Source organism: Micromonospora sp. NPDC049366 (assembly GCF_044466625.1).
Classification (GTDB): Bacteria; Actinomycetota; Actinomycetes; order Mycobacteriales; family Micromonosporaceae; genus Micromonospora.
The window spans coordinates 1-20,540 of the sequence record NZ_JBITMV010000024.1 but is presented as its reverse complement, the minus strand read 5'-3'; the positions used below and the strand labels follow the sequence as shown (position 1 = coordinate 20,540).

The following is a 20,540-nucleotide window of genomic DNA, read 5'->3' as shown; positions in this document are numbered from 1 at the left end:
CCCGAGGAGGGAACCGAGATGGCCGAGACATCGAAGGCCACCACGCGCCCGGCCGCCAAACGTACGACCGCGAAGAAGACCGCCGCGGCGGAGCGGAACACGGCCGCGAGCCGCACCACGCCGGCGCGGCGGGTCGCCGCCGGCAAGACCGCGTCGGCGCCGGCCAAGAAGGCGGCCGGCGGGGCGGGGCGCGCTCCGGCGAAGAAGACCACCGCCGCCAAGGCTCCCGCCAAGAAGGCGGCGACGAAGACGTCGACCGCCGCCCGCAAGACGGCGGCGACCGCGAAGAAGGCGCCCGCCACGTCCTCGGCCGCAGCGAAGAAGGCCGGCACGACCGCGAAGAAGACCACCGCGGCGGCGAAGCGCACCACCACCTCGGCGGCGAACAAGACGACCGCGGCGGCGCGCAAGACGACGTCGGCGGCGCGGAAGACCACCGGCGCGGCGAAGAAGACGGCCACGAGCGCCGCGAAGAAGACCACCGGCGCGGCGAAGAAGACCACGGGCACCGCCAAGAAGACCACCAGCGCCGCCAAGCAGACGGCGGCGAAGAAGGCGCCCGCCACGAAGACCACCGCCAAGAAGGCGCCCGCCACGAAGACCACCGCCAAGAAGGCGCCCGCCACGAAGACCACCGCCAAGAAGGCGCCGGCCAAGAAGACCACGGCCCGGAGCACCGCGGTGAAGAAGACGGCGACGAAGAAGGCCCCCGCCAAGAGGGTGTCCGCCGCCACCCGCCCGACCGGCGCGGCCCGCACCACCACCACGGCCCGGACGACCGCCAGCAAGAAGGCGGCGGCCCGCGCGTCGCTCGCCGGCACCGCCACCGCCCGCAAGACGGCGGCGAAGGCGCCGGCCCGCAAGACGTCTGCCACCACCGCTCGCCGCACCACCCGGTAGGCGCCGGACCGGCGCCCGTCGTCCGGGGGAGGCGGATCACCGGCCCCACTGCCAGGATGGACGCGTGGTCATCCGACGCGTCCTCGCGCCCCGCATCGACTTCGCCGCGCTCCGCCGTGAGCTGGGGCTGCCCGAGGAGTTCCCGACCGCCGCTCAGCAGGAGGCGGACGCGGCGGCCGACCGGCCGCCGCGTCCCGCGATCGACCACACCGACGTCCCGTTCGTCACCGTGGACCCCGTCGGCTCGCGGGACCTCGACCAGGCGATGCACCTCAGCCGCAGTCCGGGCGGCGGCTACCGCGTGCGGTACGCGATCGCGGACGTCGCCGCCCACGTGCGCCCCGGCGGCGCGCTCGACGAGGAGACCTGGCGGCGCGGGCAGACCATCTACCTGCCCGACGGCAACGTGCCACTGCACCCGGAAACCCTCAGCGAGGGCGCGGCGAGCCTGCTCCCCGACGTCGACCGCGCGGCGGTGGTCTGGACCATCGACCTGGACGCCGACGCCGGCACCGTCGCGGTGACGCTGGAGCGTGCCCTGGTCCGCAGTCGGGCCAAGCTGGACTACGTCGGCGCGCAGGCTGACGCCGACGCCGGCCGGCTGCCCGAGCCGATCGCCCTGCTGCCCGAGATCGGCGCCCGGCTCGTCGCCCGGGGCCTGCGCCGAGGCGCGATCAACCTGCCGCTGCCCGAGCAGGACGTCGAGGCGGACGGCGACGGCTGGCGACTCGTGCTGCGGGGGCCGGCCCCGCTGGAGGAGTACAACGCACAGATCTCGCTGCTCACCGGCATGGCCGCCGCCGACATCATGCTCGCCGGCCGGATCGGGCTGGTGCGGACCATGCCGGCGCCCAAACCGGAGGCCGTGCAACGGCTGCGCGCCGCCGCCGCGCCGCTGGGCGTGCAGTGGCCGGACGACGCCGGCCCCGGCGAGGTGATCGCCGGGCTCGATCCCGCGCAGCCCCGGGCGGCCGCGTTCATCGACCAGGCGGCCGAGCTGATGCGCGGCGCCGCGTACACCGCCTTCGACGGCGCGCCACCCGAGCAGCCGGAGCACGGCGGGGTCGCGGCCGCGTACGCCCATGTCACGGCGCCGCTGCGGCGACTGGCCGACCGGTACGCGACGGAGGCCTGCCTGGCCCTGCACGACGGCCGACCGGTGCCGGACTGGGTGCGCGACGCGCTGCCCCGGCTGCCGGAGGTCATGGCCTCCACCGACCGGACGGCCTCCGCGGCGACCCGCGGCGCGGTCGAACTCACCGAGGCGGTGCTGCTCGCCGACCGGGTGGGGGAGACCTTCGACGCGGCGGTGCTGGACGTCGACGCCCCGCCGAACGGGCGGTCCCGTCCCCGCCCGCCGGGCGGCACGGTGGCCGTCGACGCCCCGCCGGTCCGCGCCCGCTGCCTCGGCGACCTGCCCCTCGGCGAGCGCGTCCGGGTGCGCCTGGTCACGGCCGACCCGGCCGCGCGGACGGTGCTCTTCGAACGGGCCTGACCGCCGCAGCGGGGATTGTCACAGCGCTCGACGCTGATGATCGGCCGTCGGATTTGCGAGGATGAGCCCATGGCATACGACGCGAGCACGCTGCCCGACGTTTCCGGGCTGACCGTCGGCATCATCGGCGGCACCGGTGACCAGGGACGGGGCCTTGCCTACCGGTTCGCCCGGGCCGGCCAGACCGTGCGGATCGGCTCCCGCTCCGCCGAGCGGGCCGCCCAGTCCGCGGAGGAGATCGCCGCGATGCCCGGCGTGCCGGCCGGCGGCACCGTCACCGGCGCGAGCAACGACGAGGTGGCCCGCACCAGCGACGTCGTCATCATCGCCGTGCCGTGGGACGGCCACGCGGAGATCGTCGCCGCGCTCGCCGAACCGCTCGCCGGCAAGATCGTCGTCGACTGCGTCAACCCGCTCGGCTTCGACAAGCAGGGCCCGTACGCCCTGGACGTGCCGGAGGGCAGCGCCGTGCAGCAGGCCGCGGGCCTGCTCCCGGATTCCCGCGTCTGCGCCGCGTTCAACCACGTGAGCGCGCCGCTGCTGGCCGACCCCGCGATCGACCGGATCGACCTGGACGTGCTGATCTGCACCGAGGACCGCGAACTCGTCGGCGTGGTCGCCGCGCTCGCCGCGCAGATTCCCGGCATGCGTGGCATCTATGCCGGACGGCTGCGCAACGCCCACCAGATCGAGGCGTTCACCGCGAACCTCATCGCCATCAACAAGCGCTACAAGGCGCACGCCGGCATCCGCGTCACCGACCTCTGACGGCTCAGCCCTGCCGGTGTGCCGTCACGGGCCACCGACCTGCTCGCCCCCGAGCTGCCGGCAGGGCACCGCGCGACACAGCCGTCCCGGTTGGCGGCACAGCAGCCGGCCCGAGCGCTGCCGGTTGTCCGCGCCGTCGGCGGGCAGCGGCGACCAGGGCCCCGGCGGTTACCCGGCCTGCTGTCGTCGTCGGGTCAGCGCGCTGGCGCGAGATCCGCGTACGTGCACCCGCTCTCCGGGCTCTCGCTGGACGCGATGACCGCGTCGAGTCGGTCCCTGGCCGCGACGAGTTCGGAGATCCGCTGGTCGATGCGGTCCCGTTCGGCGCGGAGCAGGGCCCGGGACTCCGGGGTGTTCACCTTCGCGTCGACGCACGGCAAAAGGTCCAGGATCGTCCTGCTGGACAGGCCGGCGGCGTACAGCGTCTGGATCAGGTGCACCCGCTCGGCGGCGTCGTCCGGGTAGTGGCGCTGTCCGCCGCTGCTGCGTACCGAGGTCAGCAACTGCTGCTCCTCGTAGTAGCGCAGCGCCCGCACCGACACACCGGTCCTCGCGGCCAGTTCACCGATCCGCATGCGCATCCTCTCCCCGGGTGACCTCGGCCACAGCTCTTGTCTCTGACGTCAACGTCAGGTTTTAGCGTAGCTCGCGAACGGGCTCACTCCCTGCCTGACTGGAGGCAAGACATGAAGATCAACGGTTCGGTCGCGCTGGTGACCGGCGCCAACCGGGGCATCGGCCGACACTTCACGCGGCAACTGCTCGAATGCGGCGCGGCGAAGGTCTACGCCACGGCCCGCAACCCGGAGCGCATCGACATCCCGGGCGTGGAGACGCTCCGGCTCGACATCACCGACCCGGAGCAGGTCGCCGCCGCGGCGGCGATCGCCTCCGATGTCACCCTGCTGGTCAACAACGCCGGGGTCAGCACCTGGACCAACCTGGTCACCGGCGACCTGGCCAACGTCCGGCTGGAGATGGACACCCACTTCTACGGGACGCTCAGCATGGTGCGAGCCTTCGCCCCGGTGCTCGCGGGCAACGGCGGCGGCGCCATCCTCAACGTGCTGTCCGCGGCCTCCTGGTTCTCGTACGACGGGGCCAACGCCTACGGCGCCGCGAAGGCGGCGGCCTGGAGCCTCACCAACGGTGTCCGGCTCGAACTGGCCAAGCAGGGCACTCTGGTGACCGGCCTGCATCTCGGTAGCGTCGACACCGACATGATGGCCAGCTACGACGGCGAGAAGGGCGATCCCGCCGACGTCGTCCGCGTCGCCCTCGACGGCATCGAAGCCGACGCCCTGGAGGTCGTCGCCGACGAGTGGAGCGCCCACGTCAAGGCGTCACTGGCCGCCGACCCGAGTGCCTTCTACACCGACCTCGGTCGGAGCTGACGGCCCGCCGCGCCGCGCGAGGGCTCTCCGCGTGGGGCGGGGGTTCTCCGCGTTGGAGTGGGGGTTGTCCGCGTGGGGCGGGGGCTTTCCGCGTTGGGCGGGGGTTCTCCGAGTTGGAGTGGGGGTTCTTCGCGCCGGGCGGGGGCTCTTCGCGCCGGGCGGAGGTTCTTCGCGTTGAGTGGGCGCCGGGCGGGGACTCTTCGCGTTGGGCGGAGATTCTCCGCGCCGGGCGACGGCCGCCCGGCCGCGGCACCGACAGCTCGGCGGCGCTTGGAAGGTGCCCCAGCCACCGGCAGTGCCGACAGTTCAGCGGCCGCGGGAGACGGCACCGCCAACGCCCGGTGCCTTGCGGGCGGCCGTGTCGGCGCGTCGTGACGGTGTCGGTCATGGCGGACGCCGTCGGGGTGAGGGGTTGCGCGGTGGGCGACCGCCGGTCGGTCTTGCCCGCCTTGCCGAAAGCGCCGGTGCGGCTGGAATTGCCGGCGCTGCTGGAATTGCCGGCGCTGCTGGATGTGCCGCTTCCGCTGGATTTGCGGGCGCCGCTGGATGTGCCGCCTCCGCTGGATGTGCCGCCTCCGCTCGTTGTGCGGGCGCTGCTGGATGCACCGGCACCGCGCGATTTGCCGGCGCCGCTGGATGTGCCGCCTCCGCGCGATGTGCGGGCGCCGCTGGATGTGCCGGCACCGTCGATGGTGCAAGCACTGTCGATGGTGCGAGCACCGTCGAAGGCACAGGCAGTGCCGAAGGCGCGGGCACCGTCGACGCTGCCGGCAGCGTCGACGGTGCCCGCGCCGTTGGCGGCGCGGCTGTCGAGGCTGCGATGGGCGCGGCTGGTCGTGCCGTGGTCTTCGGAGCGCGCACCGGGCTTCGGGATGGGACGTCGAAGACGGCGTGCAGCCCGCCCGGCGCATGGTGCCGGCCCACCGGTGTGGTGGGAGGGGCGCCTGACGATGCGGTGTTCCTTCGGCGTAGGCGGTTGCGGCGGGGGCGTTGGCGCGGGTCCAGCCAGGCGGGCGGGACGAACTCGGGGTGCCCGTCGCCGGCGAGCCGTGCCTGCCAGCCGTGGTGGTGCACCTGCCGATGGTGGTGACGACAGAGCAGCACCGCGTTGGCCAGGCTGGTTTCGCCTTCGTCGACCCAGTGGCGCAGGTGGTGACCTTCGCACCAGCGCGGCGGGCGGTCACAGCCCGGGAAGGCGCAGCCGCCGTCGCGGATCACGAGTGCGCGGCGCAACGCCCCGGAGACGAGCCGACGTTGCCGGCCCACATCGAGCACCTGACCGGCGCCGCCGAGGACGGCGGGCAGCACCGCGGCGTCGCAGGCCAGTCGGCGGACCGCTGCGGCTGTCAGCGTCGCGCCGGTGTCGAGGGTGCCGGCGCCGAGTTGTCGGGTGAGGCTGTCGTAGGACGTGGTGACCACGAGCTGCGCCGACTCCCCGCCGCGCTCGGGTAACTCGCCGGTGCGCAGGGCGAGTCGGCAGACGTCGCCCAGTGCGTCGTGGCGGCGCTGTCCCGGTGAGCGGACGTCGTCCGGGCCGGACGGGGCGGTCAGCGGGTCGACGGCGGCGCGGAGAAGTGCTGCCGTCTCGGCGTCGAGGCTGCCGGTGAGTCGGAGTCGCCCGTCGCGCAGCTCGGAGAGCGTGAGGTGGCGGTCGCGCGCCGCGCGGGCCTCCTCGGCTGCCAGCGCCCGACCGGCGGCGGCGTCGGCGAACTCCGGGGCCACGTGGTCGAGGATCCGGCTGCCCAGCTTGCGGAGGAGGCCGGGGTCGAACTCCGCGGCCCACTCGACCAGGAGGTGCACGGCCTTGTCGGCGGCGGCCTCGCCGGCCTCCGCGCGGACGGCGGAGGTCTTGTCGGCGATCACGCGGGCCTGCGCCGCGTCGACCCGGCCCTCGGCGAGCGCGTCGCGCACCGCGGACGGTCCGTCGGCCAGGGCGGCGGCGAGCTCGACCAGCTGGCGGGCGGCAGGCACCGTGAGGCGCAGCCGGTCACGCAGCCACACGGCGGTCGACGTCGCGCCCTGGGCGGCCGCGGTGCCCCGGCCGTCGAGCTCCCGGACCACGGCCAGTTTGAGCGCCGCCAGGCGCTGCTCCAGCCGATGGACAGCGTCCAACGCTTCGACCAGATGTTGCTCGGGCATGGCCCACACCGCCGCGTCGTGGCACGGCCGGATGGCCGTCTGCGCCCGCGTCAGCTCGTCCATCACATCGACAGACTAGAACGCCTGTACGACACATTCCGGCGGCCGAAGTGGACCACGGTCGGGTTGCGAGGTCCGGGGCCGGCTCGCCGCGGGCCCCGTTGAGGCGGTCAGGGTCGCGGGGGGGGGGGGGGGGGGGGCGGGCCCCCCCCCCCCCGGCCCCGCGGGGGGGGGGGGGGGGGGGGGGGCCCCCCCCCCCCCCCCCGCGCCCGGTCAGAAGGTGTGTTCGGCGGCCGGGAAGTCGCCGCCGCGCACCTCGTCGGCGAACCGGCGGGTGGCGTCCGTCAGGGTGCCGGCCAGGTCGGCGTAGCGCTTCACGAAGCGCGGGGTCTTGCCGCTGCGCAGGCCGGCCATGTCCTGCCAGACCAGGACCTGGGCGTCGGTGTCGGGGCCGGCGCCGATGCCCACGGTGGGGATGTGCAGGTCGTTGGTGATCCGCTTGGCGACCTCGCCGGGCACCATCTCCAGCACCACGGCGAAGGCGCCGGCCTCGGCGACCGCCCGGGCGTCGGCGATGACCTCCTCGGCGGCGTCGCCGCGCCCCTGCACCCGGTAGCCGCCGATGGCGTGTTCGCTCTGCGGGGTGAAGCCGATGTGGGCCATCACCGGGATGCCGGCGCCGGTGATCGCGGCGATCTGCGCGGCGCAGCGCCGGCCGCCCTCCAGCTTCACCGCGTGGCAGCCGCCCTCCTTCATGAACCGTACGGCGGTGCGCAGGGCCTGGGTCGGCCCCTCCTCGTACGAGCCGAAGGGCAGGTCACCGACGATCAGTGCCTGCCGGGTGGCGCGGACCACCGCGCGTACCAGCGGAAGCAGCTCCTCGGCGGTCACCGGGACGGTCGTCTCGTAGCCGAACACGTTGTTGGCCGCGGAGTCGCCGACCAGCAGCACCGGAATGCCGGCCTGGTCGAAGATCGACGCCGTGTACTGGTCGTACGAGGTGAGCATCGGCCAGCGTTCGCCACGCTCCTTGGCGGCGATCAGGTCGCGGGTGCGGACCCGTCGCGTCGCCGGCCCGCCGTAGAGGGCGGTCACCTCGGCGGGGGTGGACTCCACCATGACTCTCTCCTTCCTCGAGGCCGCCTGCGCGGTCCCCGGGTTCCACCGCGATCGTCGCACCGGACGACCCGGCGGCGGCAGGGAGCAGTGCAGGATTTCACTCCCGCCCGGCTCGCCCGGCCTGCCCGGCTCGCCCGAGCAGCCCGGCCTGCCCGGCCCGCCGGGACGGTGCCGTCGGCGGCCGGGAGAGCTCAGCCGTCCTCGCGCCAGCGATTGGTGATCGGCAGCCGCCGGTCCCGGCCGAACGCCTTGATCGAGATCTTCGTGCCCGGGGCGGACTGGCGGCGCTTGTACTCGGCGGTATCCACCATCCGCAGCACCTTGTCGACCACCGCCGGATCGTGGCCCGCCTCGACCAGCCCGTCGCGGCCGAGGTCGCCGTCCACGTAGCCGATCAGGATCGGGTCGAGCACGTCGTAGTCGGGCAGGGTGTCGCTGTCGAGCTGCCCCGGGCTGAGCTCGGCGCTCGGCGGCTTGCCGATGGAGTTCTCCGGGATCGGGGCGGTCTCGCCGCGCCGCTCGGCGTCCACGTTGCGCCACTTCGCCAGCCGCCAGATCAGCGTCTTCCACACGTCCTTGACCGGGTTGAAGCCGCCGACCGAGTCGCCGTACAGCGTCGAGTAACCCACCGCCAGTTCGCTCTTGTTGCCGGTGGTCAGCACCAGGTGGCCCTCCTGGTTCGACAGCGCCATGAGGATCACCCCGCGTACGCGCGCCTGGAGGTTCTCCACGGTGACCCCGGAGAGCGACATGTTGGCCAGGAACGTGTCGACCATCGGCTGGATCGGCTCGATGCGGTAGTCCAACCCGGTGCGCTTGGCGAGCTCGGCCGCGTCCTCCCGGGAGTGCTCGGAGGAGTGCTGGCTGGGCAGGGACACCCCGACGACCCGGTCGGGCCCGAGCGCGTCCACGGCCAGCGCGGCCACCACGGCGGAGTCGATGCCGCCGGACAGACCCAGCACCACCGACGGGAAGCGGTTCTTGTTGACGTAGTCGCGCAGGCCCAGCACCAGCGCCTGCCAGACCTCGGCCTCGTCGGCCACCGGCTCGATCGTCCCGCCGACCGCCGCCGGGCCGGCCGGTGCCGGCAGGCTCTCGCTGACGGTCGTACGGACCACCCGCATCCCGTCGACGACCGCGCTGTCGTCGCCGGGGCGCTCGCCGGCGGCGGGCAGCGCCACGTCGTGGACCAGCAGGTGCTCCACGAACTGCGGGGCCCGGGTCAGCAGCTCGCCGTCCGCGCCCACGATCATCGAGTCGCCCTCGAAGACCAGCTCGTCCTGGCCCCCGATCATGTTGACGTACGCGATGGCGGCGCCCGCCTCCGCGGCCCGGCGGCGGACCAGCGGCAGCCGGATGTCGTCCTTGTTCAACTCGTACGGCGAGCCGTTGATGTTGACGACCAGCCCGACCCCGGCGTGCCGGGCGGCGGCGAACGGGCCGCCGGCCTGCCACAGGTCCTCGCAGATGGTCAGCGCCACGTCGACGCCGCCGACCCGCACGACGGTGAGCATGTCGCCCGGCAGGAAGTAGCGGTCCTCGTCGAAGACGCCGTAGTTGGGCAGGTGGTGCTTGAAGTAGGTGGCGGCGACGGCGCCCCGGTGCAGCAGGGCTGCCGCGTTGCGCGCCCCGTGGCCCGGCTCGGCGTCGGAGCTGATCTGCGGCGGGCCGTCGGCGTCGAGGTAGCCGACCACCACCGGCAGGTCGCCCAACCCGTCCGCCGCCAGGTCGGCGGCGAGCCGCTCCAGCGCCGCCCGCGACGCGGCCACGAAGGACCGGCGGAAGACCAGGTCCTCCACGGGGTACCCGGTCAGCATCATCTCCGGGAACGCGACGAGCTGGGCGCCGGCGTCGGCGGCCCGGCGGGTCCAGGCGCGGACCAGCTGTGCGTTGCCGGCGAGGTCGCCGACGGTCGGGTTGACCTGGGACAGGGCGATACGCAGGGTGGGCATGTCCTCATCTTGCCGCAGCGCTCCGGACGCGACACGGTGGGCGGGGGGAGAGGCGGGACACCGCAGGACGGCCCCCGGGCGGTCGCGTAACGTCGGCGTAACCAGGCCCGTGGAGACTGGTCGGTCAGGCCGCTCCGGCCCGACCGGCCGCGGGGAAATGTGTCACGAGGGGTGGAAGTGGACCGTCAGCAGGAGTTCGTCCTCCGTACGCTGGAAGAGCGGGACATCCGGTTCGTCCGGCTGTGGTTCACGGACGTGCTCGGCACGCTCAAGAGCGTCTCCGTGGCGCCGGCCGAGTTGGAGTCCGCGTTCGAGGAGGGCATCGGCTTCGACGGCTCGGCGATCGAGGGCTTCGCGCGGGTCTTCGAGTCGGACATGGTCGCCATGCCGGACCCGACCACCTTCCAGGTCTTCCCGTTCGAGGGCGGGGTCAGCGGTGAGAGCGCCCGGATGTTCTGCGACATCCTGCTCCCGGACGGCAGCCCGTCCTGGGCCGACCCGCGGCACGTGCTGCGCCGGGCGCTGTCGAAGGCCGCCGACAAGGGCTTCACCTTCTACACCCACCCCGAGATCGAGTTCTTCCTGCTCGAGAACGGCCTGATGGACGGCTCGCTGCCGATCCCGGTCGACACCGGCGGCTACTTCGAGCACACCACGCACGCGGTGGCGCGCGACTTCCGGCGCCAGGCGGTGCTGGCGCTGGAGCGGATCGGCATCTCGGTGGAGTTCAGCCACCACGAGGTCGCGCCCGGGCAGCAGGAGATCGACCTGCGGTACGCGGACGCGCTCACCACCGCCGACAACATCATGACCTTCCGGCACGTGGTCAAGGAGGTGGCCCTCTCCACCGGCGTGCAGGCCACCTTCATGCCGAAGCCCTTCACCGACCAGCCGGGCAGCGGCATGCACACGCACCTCTCGCTGTTCGAGGGGGAGCGCAACGCGTTCCACGACGGCGGCGACCCGATGAAGCTCTCCAAGGTCGCCCGGTCCTTCATCGCCGGCCTGCTGACCCACGCCCGTGAGTACACCGCGGTCACCAACCAGTGGGTCAACTCGTACAAGCGGCTCTTCCCGCAGCACCTGCCGGACCGCATCACGGAGAGTCCGGCGTACGTCTGCTGGGGTCACCTGAACCGGTCCGCGCTGGTCCGGGTGCCCGCGTACGGCAAGCCGAACTCGGCCCGGGTCGAGGTCCGCTCGCTGGACTCGGCGACCAACCCGTACCTCGCGTTCGCGGTGCTGCTCGGCGCCGGCCTGAAGGGCATCGAGGAGGGGTACGAGCTGCCGCCGGGCGCCGAGGACGACGTCTGGTCGCTGACCAGCGCGGAGCGGCGCGCCATGGGCTACGAGGCGCTGCCGGAGAACCTCGCCGAGGCGATCGACGTGATGGCCGAGTCCGAGTTGGTCGCCGAGGTGCTCGGCGAGCACGTCTTCGACTTCTTCCTGCGCAACAAGCGCGCCGAGTGGGAGCAGTACCGCCGCGAGGTCACCCCGTACGAGCGGCAGCGCTACCTGTCCCTCTAGGGGGCCTGTCCCGCCGGTGGCCCACTCGGGGCTGCCGGCGGTGGCGCGGTGCCGCTATCGTCTCGATCACCGCGCCGGCACCCCCGCCGGGCGGAGGAGATCGGGAGGCAGTCGGTGCTGGAGGATCTGCTCAGCGGGGCCTGGCAGAGCGTCGTGTTCGGAGTCGTCGGGGTCGGTCTCCTGGCAGCCGGGTTCGTGCTCGTGGACCTGCTGACACCCGGCAAGCTGCGGGATCTGATCTGGGTGCAGCGCAACCGCAACGCGGGCCTGCTGCTCACCGCCAACCAGCTCGGCGTCGCCGCGATCGTGTTCACCGCGATCCTGACCAGCTACAGCGACTTCGCCAAGGGGCTCGCGTCCACGGTGCTCTTCGGGCTGCTCGGGCTGGGGGTCATGGCGTTGGCGTTCTTCGTCCTCGACCTGCTCACCCCCGGCCGGCTCGGCGAGATCATCTGCACCGACGAGCCGCACCCGGCGGCCCGGGTCAGCGCCGCCACCCACTTCGGCGCCGCGCTGATCGTCTGCGCCAGCATCGCCTGACCGGTTCCGTCACACCCCGGACGTAGGTTGCGGGGTGTGAACCGGACGGACCGCCTCTACGCCCTGGTCGAGGAGCTGCGTGCGGTCTCGCCGCGGCCACGCAGCTCCCGGTGGCTGGCCGACCGCTTCGAGGTCAGCAGCCGCACCATCGAACGGGACATCGGCGCCCTGCAGCAGACCGGTGTGCCGATCTGGGCCGAGCCGGGCCGCACCGGCGGCTATGTGCTCGACCGCGCCCGCACCCTGCCGCCGGTCAACCTCACCGCCGGCGAGGCGGTCGCGATGGCGCTGGCCCTGCACCGGCTGCGCGGCACACCGTTCGCCGCCGCGGCCGGCACCGCGCTGCGCAAGCTCGTCGCCGTCATGCGGGCGGCCGACGTCGCGGAGGCGCATCGACTCGCCGGCCGGGTGCACCTCATCGGCGACGGACCGGTGACGCCCGTCCCGGCCCCCGTCGCCGGCGCGGTCGCCGCGCGCCGCGTGCTGCGCATCGCGTACGCGGACCGCGACGGCGCCGACTCGACGCGCGACGTGGAGCCGTTGGGCTACCTCGGCAACTCCCGCCACTGGTACCTGCTGGCCTGGTGTCGTCTGCGCGGCGGCGTCCGTGCCTTCCGCACCGACCGGATCGGGTCGGTGCACCCGCTCGCCGATACGGTCACCCGGGAGTTGCGCCTCGACGACCTGGACATCCCCCACGAGCGGGTCCGCCCGCTGACCCTGGTCTGAGTCCGAGCCCGCCCGCTGCGGTGCCCGCGCTGCTCTGCGGTGCCCACGCTCTGGCGGGGGCGCGCTCCGGCGGGGGGCGGCACCGCGCCCTTGTCCGGGTGGCAGCCTGTCGAGCTGCCCCACATCTGGGGCAGCTCGACAGGCGTCGGGGAGACCCTCTCGGCCCGCCCGTCTCGCCCGTCCCGCCCGTCGCGTGGTCGGAGTCCGCGCCCGACGGGGCGTGGCCGGGTTGCCCGTTGCGGTCCCTTCGGTGTCCGCCAGCGCTGCCCCGGCGGATCCATGCGGAAACACCGACAGGACGCTGTCGCTCGCGGCGTCGAGGCTGACTCCTGACGGCGCCGGTCGATCGGCCGGCGCGTGGAACGGGAGGCCAACACATGACCATCAGCAATGCCGTCACCTGGTTCGAGATCGGCGCCGAGCGGCCGGACGAGGCACAGCGGTTCTACGGCGAGCTGTTCGGCTGGACGTTCACTGAGGTGGGCGCCGGCGGGGTGTCGTACCGGACGACCGAGGGAGGCGCCGGCCGGGGGAGCGGCGGGGCGATCCGCGGCACGGGCGAGGGCGGGCCGCGCTACGCGACCTTCTTCGTGGAGGTGCCGGACGTCGCCGAGACCATCCGGCGTGCCGAGGCGGCCGGCGGGAAGGTGCACGTGCCGGCGAAGACCAACGCCGCCGGGCTCACCTTCGCCCACCTGCTCGACCCGGCCGGCAACCACATCGGCGTCTTCTCGCCGCCGGCCGCCTGATCGACATCAGTGGCGCGACCTGGCGGGGCCCGACGCGGGCGGAACGCCGCGACGGGCCCACCGGCGTCGATCAAGGGGGGCGGCCCCGCCCTGCGGTAGGGCGGGGCCGCCGGTGGCTCACTTGCCGGTCGTACCCTCGGGGCCGCCGTGGCCGCCCCAACCGCCGCGGTGGCCGGGCCCGCCGAAGCCGCCGCCGAAGCCGCCGCCGAAGCCGCCGGGGAAGACGCCGGCCTCGACGGCCTTGGTGATCGCGTCGGCCTGCTCCTGGGTGAGCTTGCCGTCCTTGACCGCCTGGTCCAGCCGCTCCTTGAGCTTCGCCTGCCGGTCCGCGGCGGACGGGCGCGCCGGCCGGTCACCCTGCCGGTCGGCCTTGTGCTGCTCGCGCACCTTCTCCAGGGCGGCGGTCACCTTGTCGGTGGAAACGCCCAGCTCCTTGGCGAGCGCCTCGGCGAACTCCGACTGACGGTCGGCCTTCTTCTGCTGCGGGCCGCTGTCGGCGCTGGCGCTCGGCGTCGGCGTGCCCCCGTCGGCCGCGAACGCCATCGTCGGCGCCGCGATCCCGACGCCCAGCACACCCGCCGTGGCCAGGCCGGCCAGCAGGTGCTTCTTCCTGATCGTGCGGGACATGCTTCCTCCAGCTCGTCGGTAGGTGGTGCGATGACCTCACCGACGGTGACGAGTCAGGCTGGGCGGGACCCGTGGCGAAGCTGTCAGCGAGCTGGAAGTCCAGCCGCCGGACCGGACAAACCGGTTGCCCGGGCACAGCGTGGCCCGCCTAACCCGCTGACCCCCTGGCCGCGGTTGGTCGGACCGCGGGCGCCACGGTCAGCGTTCCGGTCTCGGTGTCGAGGGTCGCCTCGGTGCCGACGGGCACGGTGAGCTGGCCGACGCCGTGCCCGATCGGCAGGCCGCCGAGTACCGGCACGCCCAGGTCGCCGAGTCGCTCGGTGAGCACGTCGGCGACGGTCACCGACCAGCCGTCCGCGCAGTCGGTGAACTGTCCGACGGCCACTCCGGCGAGACCGTCCAGCGCGCCGGCCCGACGCAGCTGGGTGAGCATCCGGTCCACCTTGTACGGGGGCTCCTGCACATCCTCGATCAGCAGCACCGCCCCGGTCAGGTCCGGCATGTCCGGTGTGCCGAGCGAGGCGGCGATCAGGCAGAGGTTGCCGCCGAGGAGCGGGCCGGTGGCGCGGCCCGGTACGCGGACGGCGAAGGTCTCCTCCTCGGGGACCGCGGCCACGGTCACCGGCTCGGTGGTCATCAGCGCGGCGTGCAGGGACTCGGCCGAGCGCGGTGGAGTGCGGTCGTCCAGCCACGCCGCACCGGGCCCGTGCACGCTGGCCAGCCGCGCCCCGCGCCAGAGCGCGAACTGTAGGGCGGTGATGTCGGAGAAGCCGGCCACCACCTTCGGGTCCCGGCGAACCGCCGCCATGTCGATGTCGTCGACCACCCGCTGCGCGCCGTAGCCGCCCCGGGTGCAGATCACCCCGCGCACCTGCGGGTCGGCGAACGCCGCGTTCAGGTCGGCGGCCCGCAGGTTGTCCGCGCCGGCCAGGTAACCCTGCCGGGCGTACGCGTTCGGCGCCAGCACCGGCCGCAGCCCCCAACCGGTGAGCAGCTCCATGCCCCGGGCGACCCGTTCCGGCCGGGTCGGCCCGGACGGCGACACCAGCATCACCGTGTCGCCGGGACGCAGCGCGGGCGGGCGGACGGCGGTCGACGGGGTGGGCGCGGTGTGGTCGGGCACAGCGGCTGAGCCTAGTTGCCCGAGGCCAGGGCGCCGCTGACCGGGCCGGACTGGCGCCCGTCCCGGGCACCGGCACCCCGGCACGCCCGGCGGAGCCGCCGAGGAACACGGGCCGTCACCGGATAGCCTCGACGGCGTGGCAACCGCGTTGGTGATCGAGAACGACCCGACCGACGACCCGCGCCGGCTGGGCGAATGGCTCACGGAGGCCGGCCTCGAGCTGTGGGTCGTACGCCCGCACGCCGGTGACGAGCTCCCCGCGGACCTGGAGGGCTACGCGGCGCTGGTGGTGCTCGGCGGTGAACAGCAGGCGTACCCGCTGGCGGACGGCTCGCCCGGCGCGCCCTGGTTCCCGAAGGTGGAGGGGCTGCTGCGCAAGGCGGTGCGGCACCGGGTGCCGACCCTGGCCATCTGCCTCGGCGCGCAGCTGCTGGCGACCGCGCACGCCGGGCAGGTCGAGCGCAGCCCGTCCGGGCCGGAGGTGGGGCCGGCGGTGGTGGGCCGGCGGGACGCGGCCGAGGCCGACCCGCTGTTCCGGTACGTGCCGCTGATCCCGGACGTGCTCCAGTGGCACTCCGACGAGATCACCGAGCTGCCGCGCGGCGCCACGCTGCTCGCCGCGTCCACCCGCTATCCGCACCAGGCGTTCCGCCTCGGTGACCGGGCCTGGGGGCTCCAGTTCCACATCGAGTGCGACACCGACATGATCGCGGACTGGGCCACCGACTCCACGCTCCTCGCCGACCTGGGTTACGACCCGGAGCTGGTGGTGGCCGCCTGCGCCGCGGTGATGGTCGACGTCGAGGAGGTCTGGCAGCCGTTCGCCGCCCGGTTCGCCGCGCTGGCCCTCGGCGAGCTGGACGAGGGCGCCGCCCGCCGCAGCCTGCCGTTGCTCGGGCAGTGATGAGCCGGCCGACCAGCGCACCCGGCCGGCTCGCCCGGTACGGCTTCGGCACCGCGCAGGGCGACGGTGGCGCCCGGGCCGCCGACCTGCTCGGGCCGGACGGCCTGGGCCTGTGGCGGCCCGACCTCCAGGAGCCGGTGGACGACCGGGCGCGGGACCTGCTCTCGGCGCTGTCCCGGGCGGCGGACCCCGACCTGGCGCTGCGTCAGCTGCACCGGATCGTCGAGGCGGAACGCCGCAGCGGGAAACTCGACCCGGCGCTGCTGGACGCGTTGCACGACGATCCGGGTCTGCGCCGGCGGCTGATCGCCGTGCTCGGCGCCTCCTCGGCGCTCGGCGACCACCTGGTCGCCAACCCCGGCCACTGGACCGTCCTGCGGACCGGGCCGGACGGCTGCGCCCCGTCCGCCGAGGGGCGCCTCGAACCGGTCGAGGGTGGGGAGTCCGCGGGCAACGCGATCGCCGCGCTGCGTCAGGCCTACCGGTTGGCGCTGCTGCGGATCGCGGCGGCCGACCTGACCGGCGGCCGTGGCCTGGAGCAGACCATGGCGGCGCTGTCGGCGCTGGCCGACGCCACGCTCGCCGAGGCGTACGCGATCGCCGTCGGTGAGCTGCCGGAGGACACGCCCCGGCCCCGGCTGGCCGTGGTGGCGATGGGAAAGTGCGGCGGCGACGAGCTGAACTACGTGTCCGACGTGGACGTCATCTTCGTCGCCGCCGAGGACGACGACCTGGCGGCGGCCACCACGATCGCCACCCGGCTGATCCACGTCTGCGGGCTGGTCGCCTGGCCGGTCGACGCCGCGTTGCGTCCGGAGGGCAACCGTGGGCCGCTGGTGCGGACCCTCGCCAGTCACGTCGCCTACTACCGCCGCTGGGCGCGGACCTGGGAGTTCCAGGCGTTGCTGAAGGCCCGCCCGGCCGCCGGCGACCTGGCGCTCGGCCAGGAGTGGATCGACCAGTTGGCCCCGCTGGTGTGGCGCGCCGCGGAGCGGCCGGAGGCGGTCGAGGACGTCCGCGCGATGCGTCGCAAGATCATCGACCACATCCCGCCGAAGGAGCTGGAACGCGAGATCAAGCGCGGGCCGGGCGGCCTGCGCGACATCGAGTTCGCCGTCCAACTGCTGCAACTGGTGCACGGCCGCGGCGACGAGACGCTGCGGGCGCCGGGCACCCTGCCGGCGCTGCGGGCGCTGGTCGCCGGCGGGTACGTCGGCCGCGCCGACGGTGAGGCGCTGCTGCGCGGCTACCGCTTCCTGCGCTCCGTCGAGCACCGGTTGCAGTTGCAGGGCCTGCGCCGCACGCACACCGTCCCGACCGAGCCGGCCGCGCTGCGCTGGCTCGCCGCCGCGCTCGGCTACACGGCCACCCCCGGGCGCAGCGCCGTCGAGGAGTTCCGCGCCGAGTGGGTCACCCACGCCTCCGAGGTACGCCGGCTGCACGCCAAGCTGCTGTACCGGCCGCTGCTGGAGGCGGTGGCCCGGGTGCCCGCCGACGGCCTGCGCCTCACCCCGGAGGCGGCGCGACACCGGTTGGAGATCCTCGGCTTCGCCGACCCGGCCGGCGCGCTGCGCCACCTCCAGGCGCTCACCGGCGGCGTGAGCCGCACCGCGGCGATCCAGCGCACCCTGCTGCCGGTGCTGCTCAGCGAATTCGCCGACGCCCCCGAACCGGACCGGGGGCTGCTCAACTACCGGCAGGTGTCCGACAAGCTCGGCAGCACCCCCTGGTACCTGCGGCTGCTGCGGGACTCCGGCCCGGTCGCCCGCCGGCTGGCCCGGGTGCTCTCCTCGTCGCGCTACGCCGCGGACCTGCTGGCCCGCGAACCGGAGGCGCTGCGGCTGCTGGCCGAGGAGAACGAGCTGGTGGCCCGCCCGCGGGAGGTGCTGCACGAGGGGTTCACCGCGGCGGCGAGCCGGCACGCCGACCGTGTCGAGGCGACCCGGGCGGTACGCGCGCTGCGCCGCCGGGAGCTCGTCCGGATCGCCTGCGCCGACGTGCTGTGCCGCGCCGGCTCGCTGGCCCCGACGCCGTCCCCGGCTCGCGCCGACGGCCCCGACCCCGTGGTGCCCGGACTGGCCGACGTGCGGGCGGTGGGCACGGCGCTCGCCGACGTCACCGACGCCACGCTGGCCGCCGCGCTGCGCACCGCCCGGGCCGCCCAGCCGACGCCGCCGGGGCTGCGGTTCGCCGTCATAGGCATGGGCCGGCTCGGCGGGTACGAGTCGAACTACCTCTCCGACGCGGACGTGCTCTTCGTCTACGACGCGCCGGCCGGGGTCGACGAGCGGTCGGCGAGCGGCGCCGCGCACGGCGTCGCCGAGGAGCTGCGGCGGCTGCTCGGCATGCCCGCCCCCGACCCGCCGCTCGGGGTGGACGCCGACCTGCGCCCGGAGGGCCGGCAGGGTCCGCTCGTGCGCAGCCTCGCCGCGTACGCGCAGTACTACGCGCGGTGGTCGCGGGTGTGGGAGGCGCAGGCGCTGCTGCGCGCCCGGTTCGTCTGCGGCGACGCCGACCTCGGCGACGAGTTCGTCGCGCTGATCGACCCGGTGCGCTACCCGGCGGACGGGCTGACCCGCGAGCAGATCGTCGAGATCCGTCGGATCAAGGCGCGGGTGGAGAACGAGCGGCTGCCCCGGGGCGCCGACCCGGCCACCCACACCAAGCTGGGGCGGGGCGGGCTCGCCGACGTCGAGTGGGCCGTGCAGCTGCTCCAGCTGCGGCACGCCGGCGCAGTCCCGGCGCTGCGCGGCACGCGTACGCTCGACGCGCTCGCGGCCGCCCGGGACGCCGACCTGGTGGACCCGGCGGACGCCACGGCGATGGCCGCCGGCTGGACCCTCGCCGCGCAGGTCCGCAACGCGCTGATGCTGGTGCGGGGGCGGGCCGGCGACCAGCTGCCCCGGCACGGGGTGGAGCTGGCCGGCGTGGTACGACTGCTCGGTGCCGACGACCCGGGCGAGTTCCTCGACGAGTATCTGCGCACCGGCCGCCGCTCCCGCGCCGCCGCCCGGCGCGTCTTGGAGGCGTAGGAGTCTGCTTAACTGCTGACGGCTGGTCCCGTCCTCTGGCCGACTATCAGCAATTCGTCGCGACGTCGGCTTCGACCGCTGCCGGATTGCCTCTGCGCGCTTCCGCCAGACTTCTTTCGATTTGAGTTCTGCCTTCCTCGTCCAGCGCGACTTGATAAAGCTGCAACGTCCTCACTCGTTCCAGCTGTTCGATGGCGTAGTCGTGTCGCTCGCTTCGCGGGTTTTCGGCCAGGGCCGCCAGCCATTCCTTTTCCCAGGCGCAATACCAAGTCAACTCTGCTCGCGTCGACCCAACTCCGCGTGCATACAACATAGGCTCCGGCGGCCTCGTTGGCGCTGCTCCCCACATTGCATTACGCGGAAGCGTCATGCTTTTGATAGCGGAATTGTACTCCGCCAGGTATCCGTCGAATTCCTGGTATTTGCTGTTGGGCTTGTTTGACGGCTCCGAACTTTCTGGTTTTGAGCAGCCGGAAATATTTGCGGCGGCTAGCCCGGCCGCCGCTAGTGAAACAACATGCCTGACCAATTTTTGCTGAGTCATCGCCATCACCCTCAGTGCGCCGTGGTTGCCTCTGAGGATGGCGTCGGCGAGGTCGAAGTAGGCGTGGACGACTGTCTCCTTGCGTTCGTAGCAGCGTTGGAGCCGGTTGAAGGCGTTGTGCCAGGCGTTCGTGCGCTCGACATGCCACCGTTTGGTGGCCTGGACGGGGGCCTTGACTCCTTGCGGGCGATCTCGCCGGTCAGGCCGCGTCCGGCGAGGAGGTCGCGGGTCGCGGCGGAGTCGTAGCCGGCGTCCAGGTGCACGGTGATGTGTCGGGTAGTTGACCGAGGTCTCCGAGCCGGTCGAGGGTGGCTTGCAGCAGCGGGGAGTCGTGGCGGTTGGCGCCGGCCAGGACGCGTCGCAGCGGGATGCTGCGGGCCTCGACCATCAGTGAGCGTTTCATGCCCTGCTTGCCGCGGTCGACTGGTGATCGCCCGGCGATCTCGCCGCCGCCGGGTGCTTTGGTGATGCACCCGTCGATGGCGAGGTCGTTGAGCAGCAGGCCGACGATGCGGTCGTAGGCGTCGAGCGCGATTGCCTTGAGCTGGGCGAAGACGCCGAGGTTGATCCATTCGTCGCGGCGGTTGCGGATTGTGGTGGCCGAGCAGGTCGAGTCGGCGATGGCCTCGTACGAGCAGCCGAATCGCAGCACTTGCAGGAGCTTGTCGAACACGATCCGGTCGGCGATGCGTCGGCGGTGGCAGCCCAGGGGGTGGCTCGGATCGGTGGCGGGTCGTGCGGCAGCAGCGCGGCGAATTGGTCCGACAAGGGGTCGCTCAGCGCTGATGGGACAGCGGTCACAGGCGTTCCAGTGATCACTAGGCGTAGGAACCTTCATGATCACTGATGCCTGTGCCCGTCTCCTACCCGCCGGTGCCCCGCCGACCTATTTGCGCGACCTCTTAGTACTCCAACGTCATTTGGCCTGTCTGCGCTGGTAGTGGGATCGTCGGGCTCGGGCTTGGGATGTTCGCCGCCAGTACGACCAGTGCAGGATG

17 protein-coding genes and 1 pseudogene are annotated in these 20,540 nt (G+C 73.6%); 10 read left to right on the top strand and 8 right to left on the bottom strand.

All coding sequences use genetic code 11. The annotated features are described in order from the left end of the window. The first annotated feature begins 18 nt into the window (after window positions 1-18). The 3 genes from ACIBTV_RS27985 (at window position 19) to npdG (ending at window position 3,163) form a co-directional block, all read left to right on the top strand. Window positions 19-900 (top strand): histone, encoded by an 882-nt coding sequence (locus ACIBTV_RS27985; RefSeq protein ID WP_396709626.1) that lies wholly within the window; start codon window positions 19-21, stop codon window positions 898-900. Window positions 901-964: 64 nt separating this feature from the next. Further along, on the top strand, window positions 965-2,395 hold the full coding sequence (locus ACIBTV_RS27980; RefSeq protein ID WP_396709624.1) for an RNB domain-containing ribonuclease: 1,431 nt from the start codon (window positions 965-967) through the stop codon (window positions 2,393-2,395). 69 nt (window positions 2,396-2,464) lie between these two features. After that, window positions 2,465-3,163, top strand: a complete 699-nt coding sequence (npdG, locus tag ACIBTV_RS27975; protein WP_396709623.1) for an NADPH-dependent F420 reductase — start codon at window positions 2,465-2,467, stop codon at window positions 3,161-3,163. A gap of 194 nt (window positions 3,164-3,357) precedes the next feature. On the opposite strand, the gene ACIBTV_RS27970 is transcribed toward npdG, so the two are convergent. Continuing rightward, window positions 3,358-3,738, bottom strand: coding sequence for a MerR family transcriptional regulator (locus ACIBTV_RS27970; RefSeq protein WP_396709621.1), 381 nt, complete (start codon window positions 3,736-3,738; stop codon window positions 3,358-3,360). Between the two features lie 111 nt (window positions 3,739-3,849). Here ACIBTV_RS27970 and ACIBTV_RS27965 point away from each other — a divergent pair, with 111 nt between their 5' ends. Next, window positions 3,850-4,557, top strand: a complete 708-nt coding sequence (locus tag ACIBTV_RS27965) for an SDR family oxidoreductase (protein WP_396709619.1) — start codon at window positions 3,850-3,852, stop codon at window positions 4,555-4,557. A 384-nt stretch (window positions 4,558-4,941) separates the two neighbouring features. On the opposite strand, the gene ACIBTV_RS27960 is transcribed toward ACIBTV_RS27965, so the two are convergent. The 3 genes from ACIBTV_RS27960 to ACIBTV_RS27950 form a co-directional block, all read right to left on the bottom strand. Continuing rightward, window positions 4,942-6,759: a DUF222 domain-containing protein gene (locus tag ACIBTV_RS27960; RefSeq protein WP_396709617.1), complete on the bottom strand. Its 1,818-nt coding sequence runs from the start codon at window positions 6,757-6,759 to the stop codon at window positions 4,942-4,944. 210 nt (window positions 6,760-6,969) lie between these two features. After that, window positions 6,970-7,815 (bottom strand): 3-methyl-2-oxobutanoate hydroxymethyltransferase, encoded by an 846-nt coding sequence (gene panB / locus ACIBTV_RS27955; protein WP_396709616.1) that lies wholly within the window; start codon window positions 7,813-7,815, stop codon window positions 6,970-6,972. Window positions 7,816-8,006: 191 nt separating this feature from the next. Next, on the bottom strand, window positions 8,007-9,767 hold the full coding sequence (locus tag ACIBTV_RS27950; RefSeq protein ID WP_396709614.1) for an NAD+ synthase: 1,761 nt from the start codon (window positions 9,765-9,767) through the stop codon (window positions 8,007-8,009). Between the two features lie 177 nt (window positions 9,768-9,944). Here ACIBTV_RS27950 and ACIBTV_RS27945 point away from each other — a divergent pair, with 177 nt between their 5' ends. From ACIBTV_RS27945 to ACIBTV_RS27930, 4 genes are all read left to right on the top strand, one after another. Next, window positions 9,945-11,294, top strand: coding sequence for a glutamine synthetase family protein (locus ACIBTV_RS27945; RefSeq protein WP_396709613.1), 1,350 nt, complete (start codon window positions 9,945-9,947; stop codon window positions 11,292-11,294). Window positions 11,295-11,408: 114 nt separating this feature from the next. Next, window positions 11,409-11,834 (top strand): DUF350 domain-containing protein, encoded by a 426-nt coding sequence (locus ACIBTV_RS27940; protein ID WP_396709611.1) that lies wholly within the window; start codon window positions 11,409-11,411, stop codon window positions 11,832-11,834. A 36-nt stretch (window positions 11,835-11,870) separates the two neighbouring features. Further along, on the top strand, window positions 11,871-12,563 hold the full coding sequence (locus ACIBTV_RS27935) for a helix-turn-helix transcriptional regulator (RefSeq protein ID WP_396709609.1): 693 nt from the start codon (window positions 11,871-11,873) through the stop codon (window positions 12,561-12,563). Between the two features lie 377 nt (window positions 12,564-12,940). After that, complete coding sequence (locus ACIBTV_RS27930) at window positions 12,941-13,312, top strand: VOC family protein (protein ID WP_396709607.1); 372 nt, start codon at window positions 12,941-12,943, stop codon at window positions 13,310-13,312. A 117-nt stretch (window positions 13,313-13,429) separates the two neighbouring features. Here the strand turns inward: ACIBTV_RS27930 and ACIBTV_RS27925 are convergent, their stop codons facing one another. Both ACIBTV_RS27925 and ACIBTV_RS27920 read right to left on the bottom strand, forming a co-directional pair. Then, complete coding sequence (locus tag ACIBTV_RS27925; protein WP_396709605.1) at window positions 13,430-13,939, bottom strand: hypothetical protein; 510 nt, start codon at window positions 13,937-13,939, stop codon at window positions 13,430-13,432. Window positions 13,940-14,087: 148 nt separating this feature from the next. Beyond that, window positions 14,088-14,990, bottom strand: coding sequence for an LD-carboxypeptidase (locus ACIBTV_RS27920; RefSeq protein ID WP_396709726.1), 903 nt, complete (start codon window positions 14,988-14,990; stop codon window positions 14,088-14,090). Between the two features lie 208 nt (window positions 14,991-15,198). Between ACIBTV_RS27920 and ACIBTV_RS27915 the strand changes: the two genes are divergently transcribed. Further along, on the top strand, window positions 15,199-15,966 hold the full coding sequence (locus ACIBTV_RS27915; RefSeq protein ID WP_396709603.1) for a type 1 glutamine amidotransferase: 768 nt from the start codon (window positions 15,199-15,201) through the stop codon (window positions 15,964-15,966). Continuing rightward, window positions 15,966-18,998: a bifunctional [glutamine synthetase] adenylyltransferase/[glutamine synthetase]-adenylyl-L-tyrosine phosphorylase gene (locus ACIBTV_RS27910; protein ID WP_396709601.1), complete on the top strand. Its 3,033-nt coding sequence runs from the start codon at window positions 15,966-15,968 to the stop codon at window positions 18,996-18,998. The genes ACIBTV_RS27915 and ACIBTV_RS27910 overlap by 1 nt, the downstream gene beginning before the upstream one ends. Window positions 18,999-19,044: 46 nt before the next feature. Here the strand turns inward: ACIBTV_RS27910 and ACIBTV_RS27905 are convergent, their stop codons facing one another. Together ACIBTV_RS27905 and ACIBTV_RS27900 are read right to left on the bottom strand one after the other, a co-directional pair. Continuing rightward, window positions 19,045-19,548: a hypothetical protein gene (locus ACIBTV_RS27905; protein ID WP_396709736.1), complete on the bottom strand. Its 504-nt coding sequence runs from the start codon at window positions 19,546-19,548 to the stop codon at window positions 19,045-19,047. A gap of 27 nt (window positions 19,549-19,575) precedes the next feature. Next, window positions 19,576-20,343: pseudogene (locus ACIBTV_RS27900) on the bottom strand (IS5 family transposase); the annotation flags it as partial. Window positions 20,344-20,540 lie beyond the last annotated feature (197 nt).

Excerpts from the sequence above, each read along its gene's own strand:
- ACIBTV_RS27970 (WP_396709621.1), bottom strand. The coding sequence starts at position 3,738 with ATGCGGATCGGTGAACTGGCCGCGAGGACCGGTGTGTCGGTGCGGGCG.
- ACIBTV_RS27960 (WP_396709617.1), bottom strand. The coding sequence starts at position 6,759 with ATGGACGAGCTGACGCGGGCGCAGACGGCCATCCGGCCGTGCCACGAC.
- panB (WP_396709616.1), bottom strand. The coding sequence starts at position 7,815 with ATGGTGGAGTCCACCCCCGCCGAGGTGACCGCCCTCTACGGCGGGCCG.
- ACIBTV_RS27910 (WP_396709601.1), top strand. The coding sequence starts at position 15,966 with ATGAGCCGGCCGACCAGCGCACCCGGCCGGCTCGCCCGGTACGGCTTC.
- ACIBTV_RS27930 (WP_396709607.1), top strand. The coding sequence starts at position 12,941 with ATGACCATCAGCAATGCCGTCACCTGGTTCGAGATCGGCGCCGAGCGG.
- ACIBTV_RS27950 (WP_396709614.1), bottom strand. The coding sequence starts at position 9,767 with ATGCCCACCCTGCGTATCGCCCTGTCCCAGGTCAACCCGACCGTCGGC.
- ACIBTV_RS27920 (WP_396709726.1), bottom strand. The coding sequence starts at position 14,990 with ATGCTGGTGTCGCCGTCCGGGCCGACCCGGCCGGAACGGGTCGCCCGG.
- ACIBTV_RS27925 (WP_396709605.1), bottom strand. The coding sequence starts at position 13,939 with ATGTCCCGCACGATCAGGAAGAAGCACCTGCTGGCCGGCCTGGCCACG.
- ACIBTV_RS27985 (WP_396709626.1), top strand. The coding sequence starts at position 19 with ATGGCCGAGACATCGAAGGCCACCACGCGCCCGGCCGCCAAACGTACG.
- ACIBTV_RS27965 (WP_396709619.1), top strand. The coding sequence starts at position 3,850 with ATGAAGATCAACGGTTCGGTCGCGCTGGTGACCGGCGCCAACCGGGGC.
- npdG (WP_396709623.1), top strand. The coding sequence starts at position 2,465 with ATGGCATACGACGCGAGCACGCTGCCCGACGTTTCCGGGCTGACCGTC.
- ACIBTV_RS27905 (WP_396709736.1), bottom strand. The coding sequence starts at position 19,548 with ATGGCGATGACTCAGCAAAAATTGGTCAGGCATGTTGTTTCACTAGCG.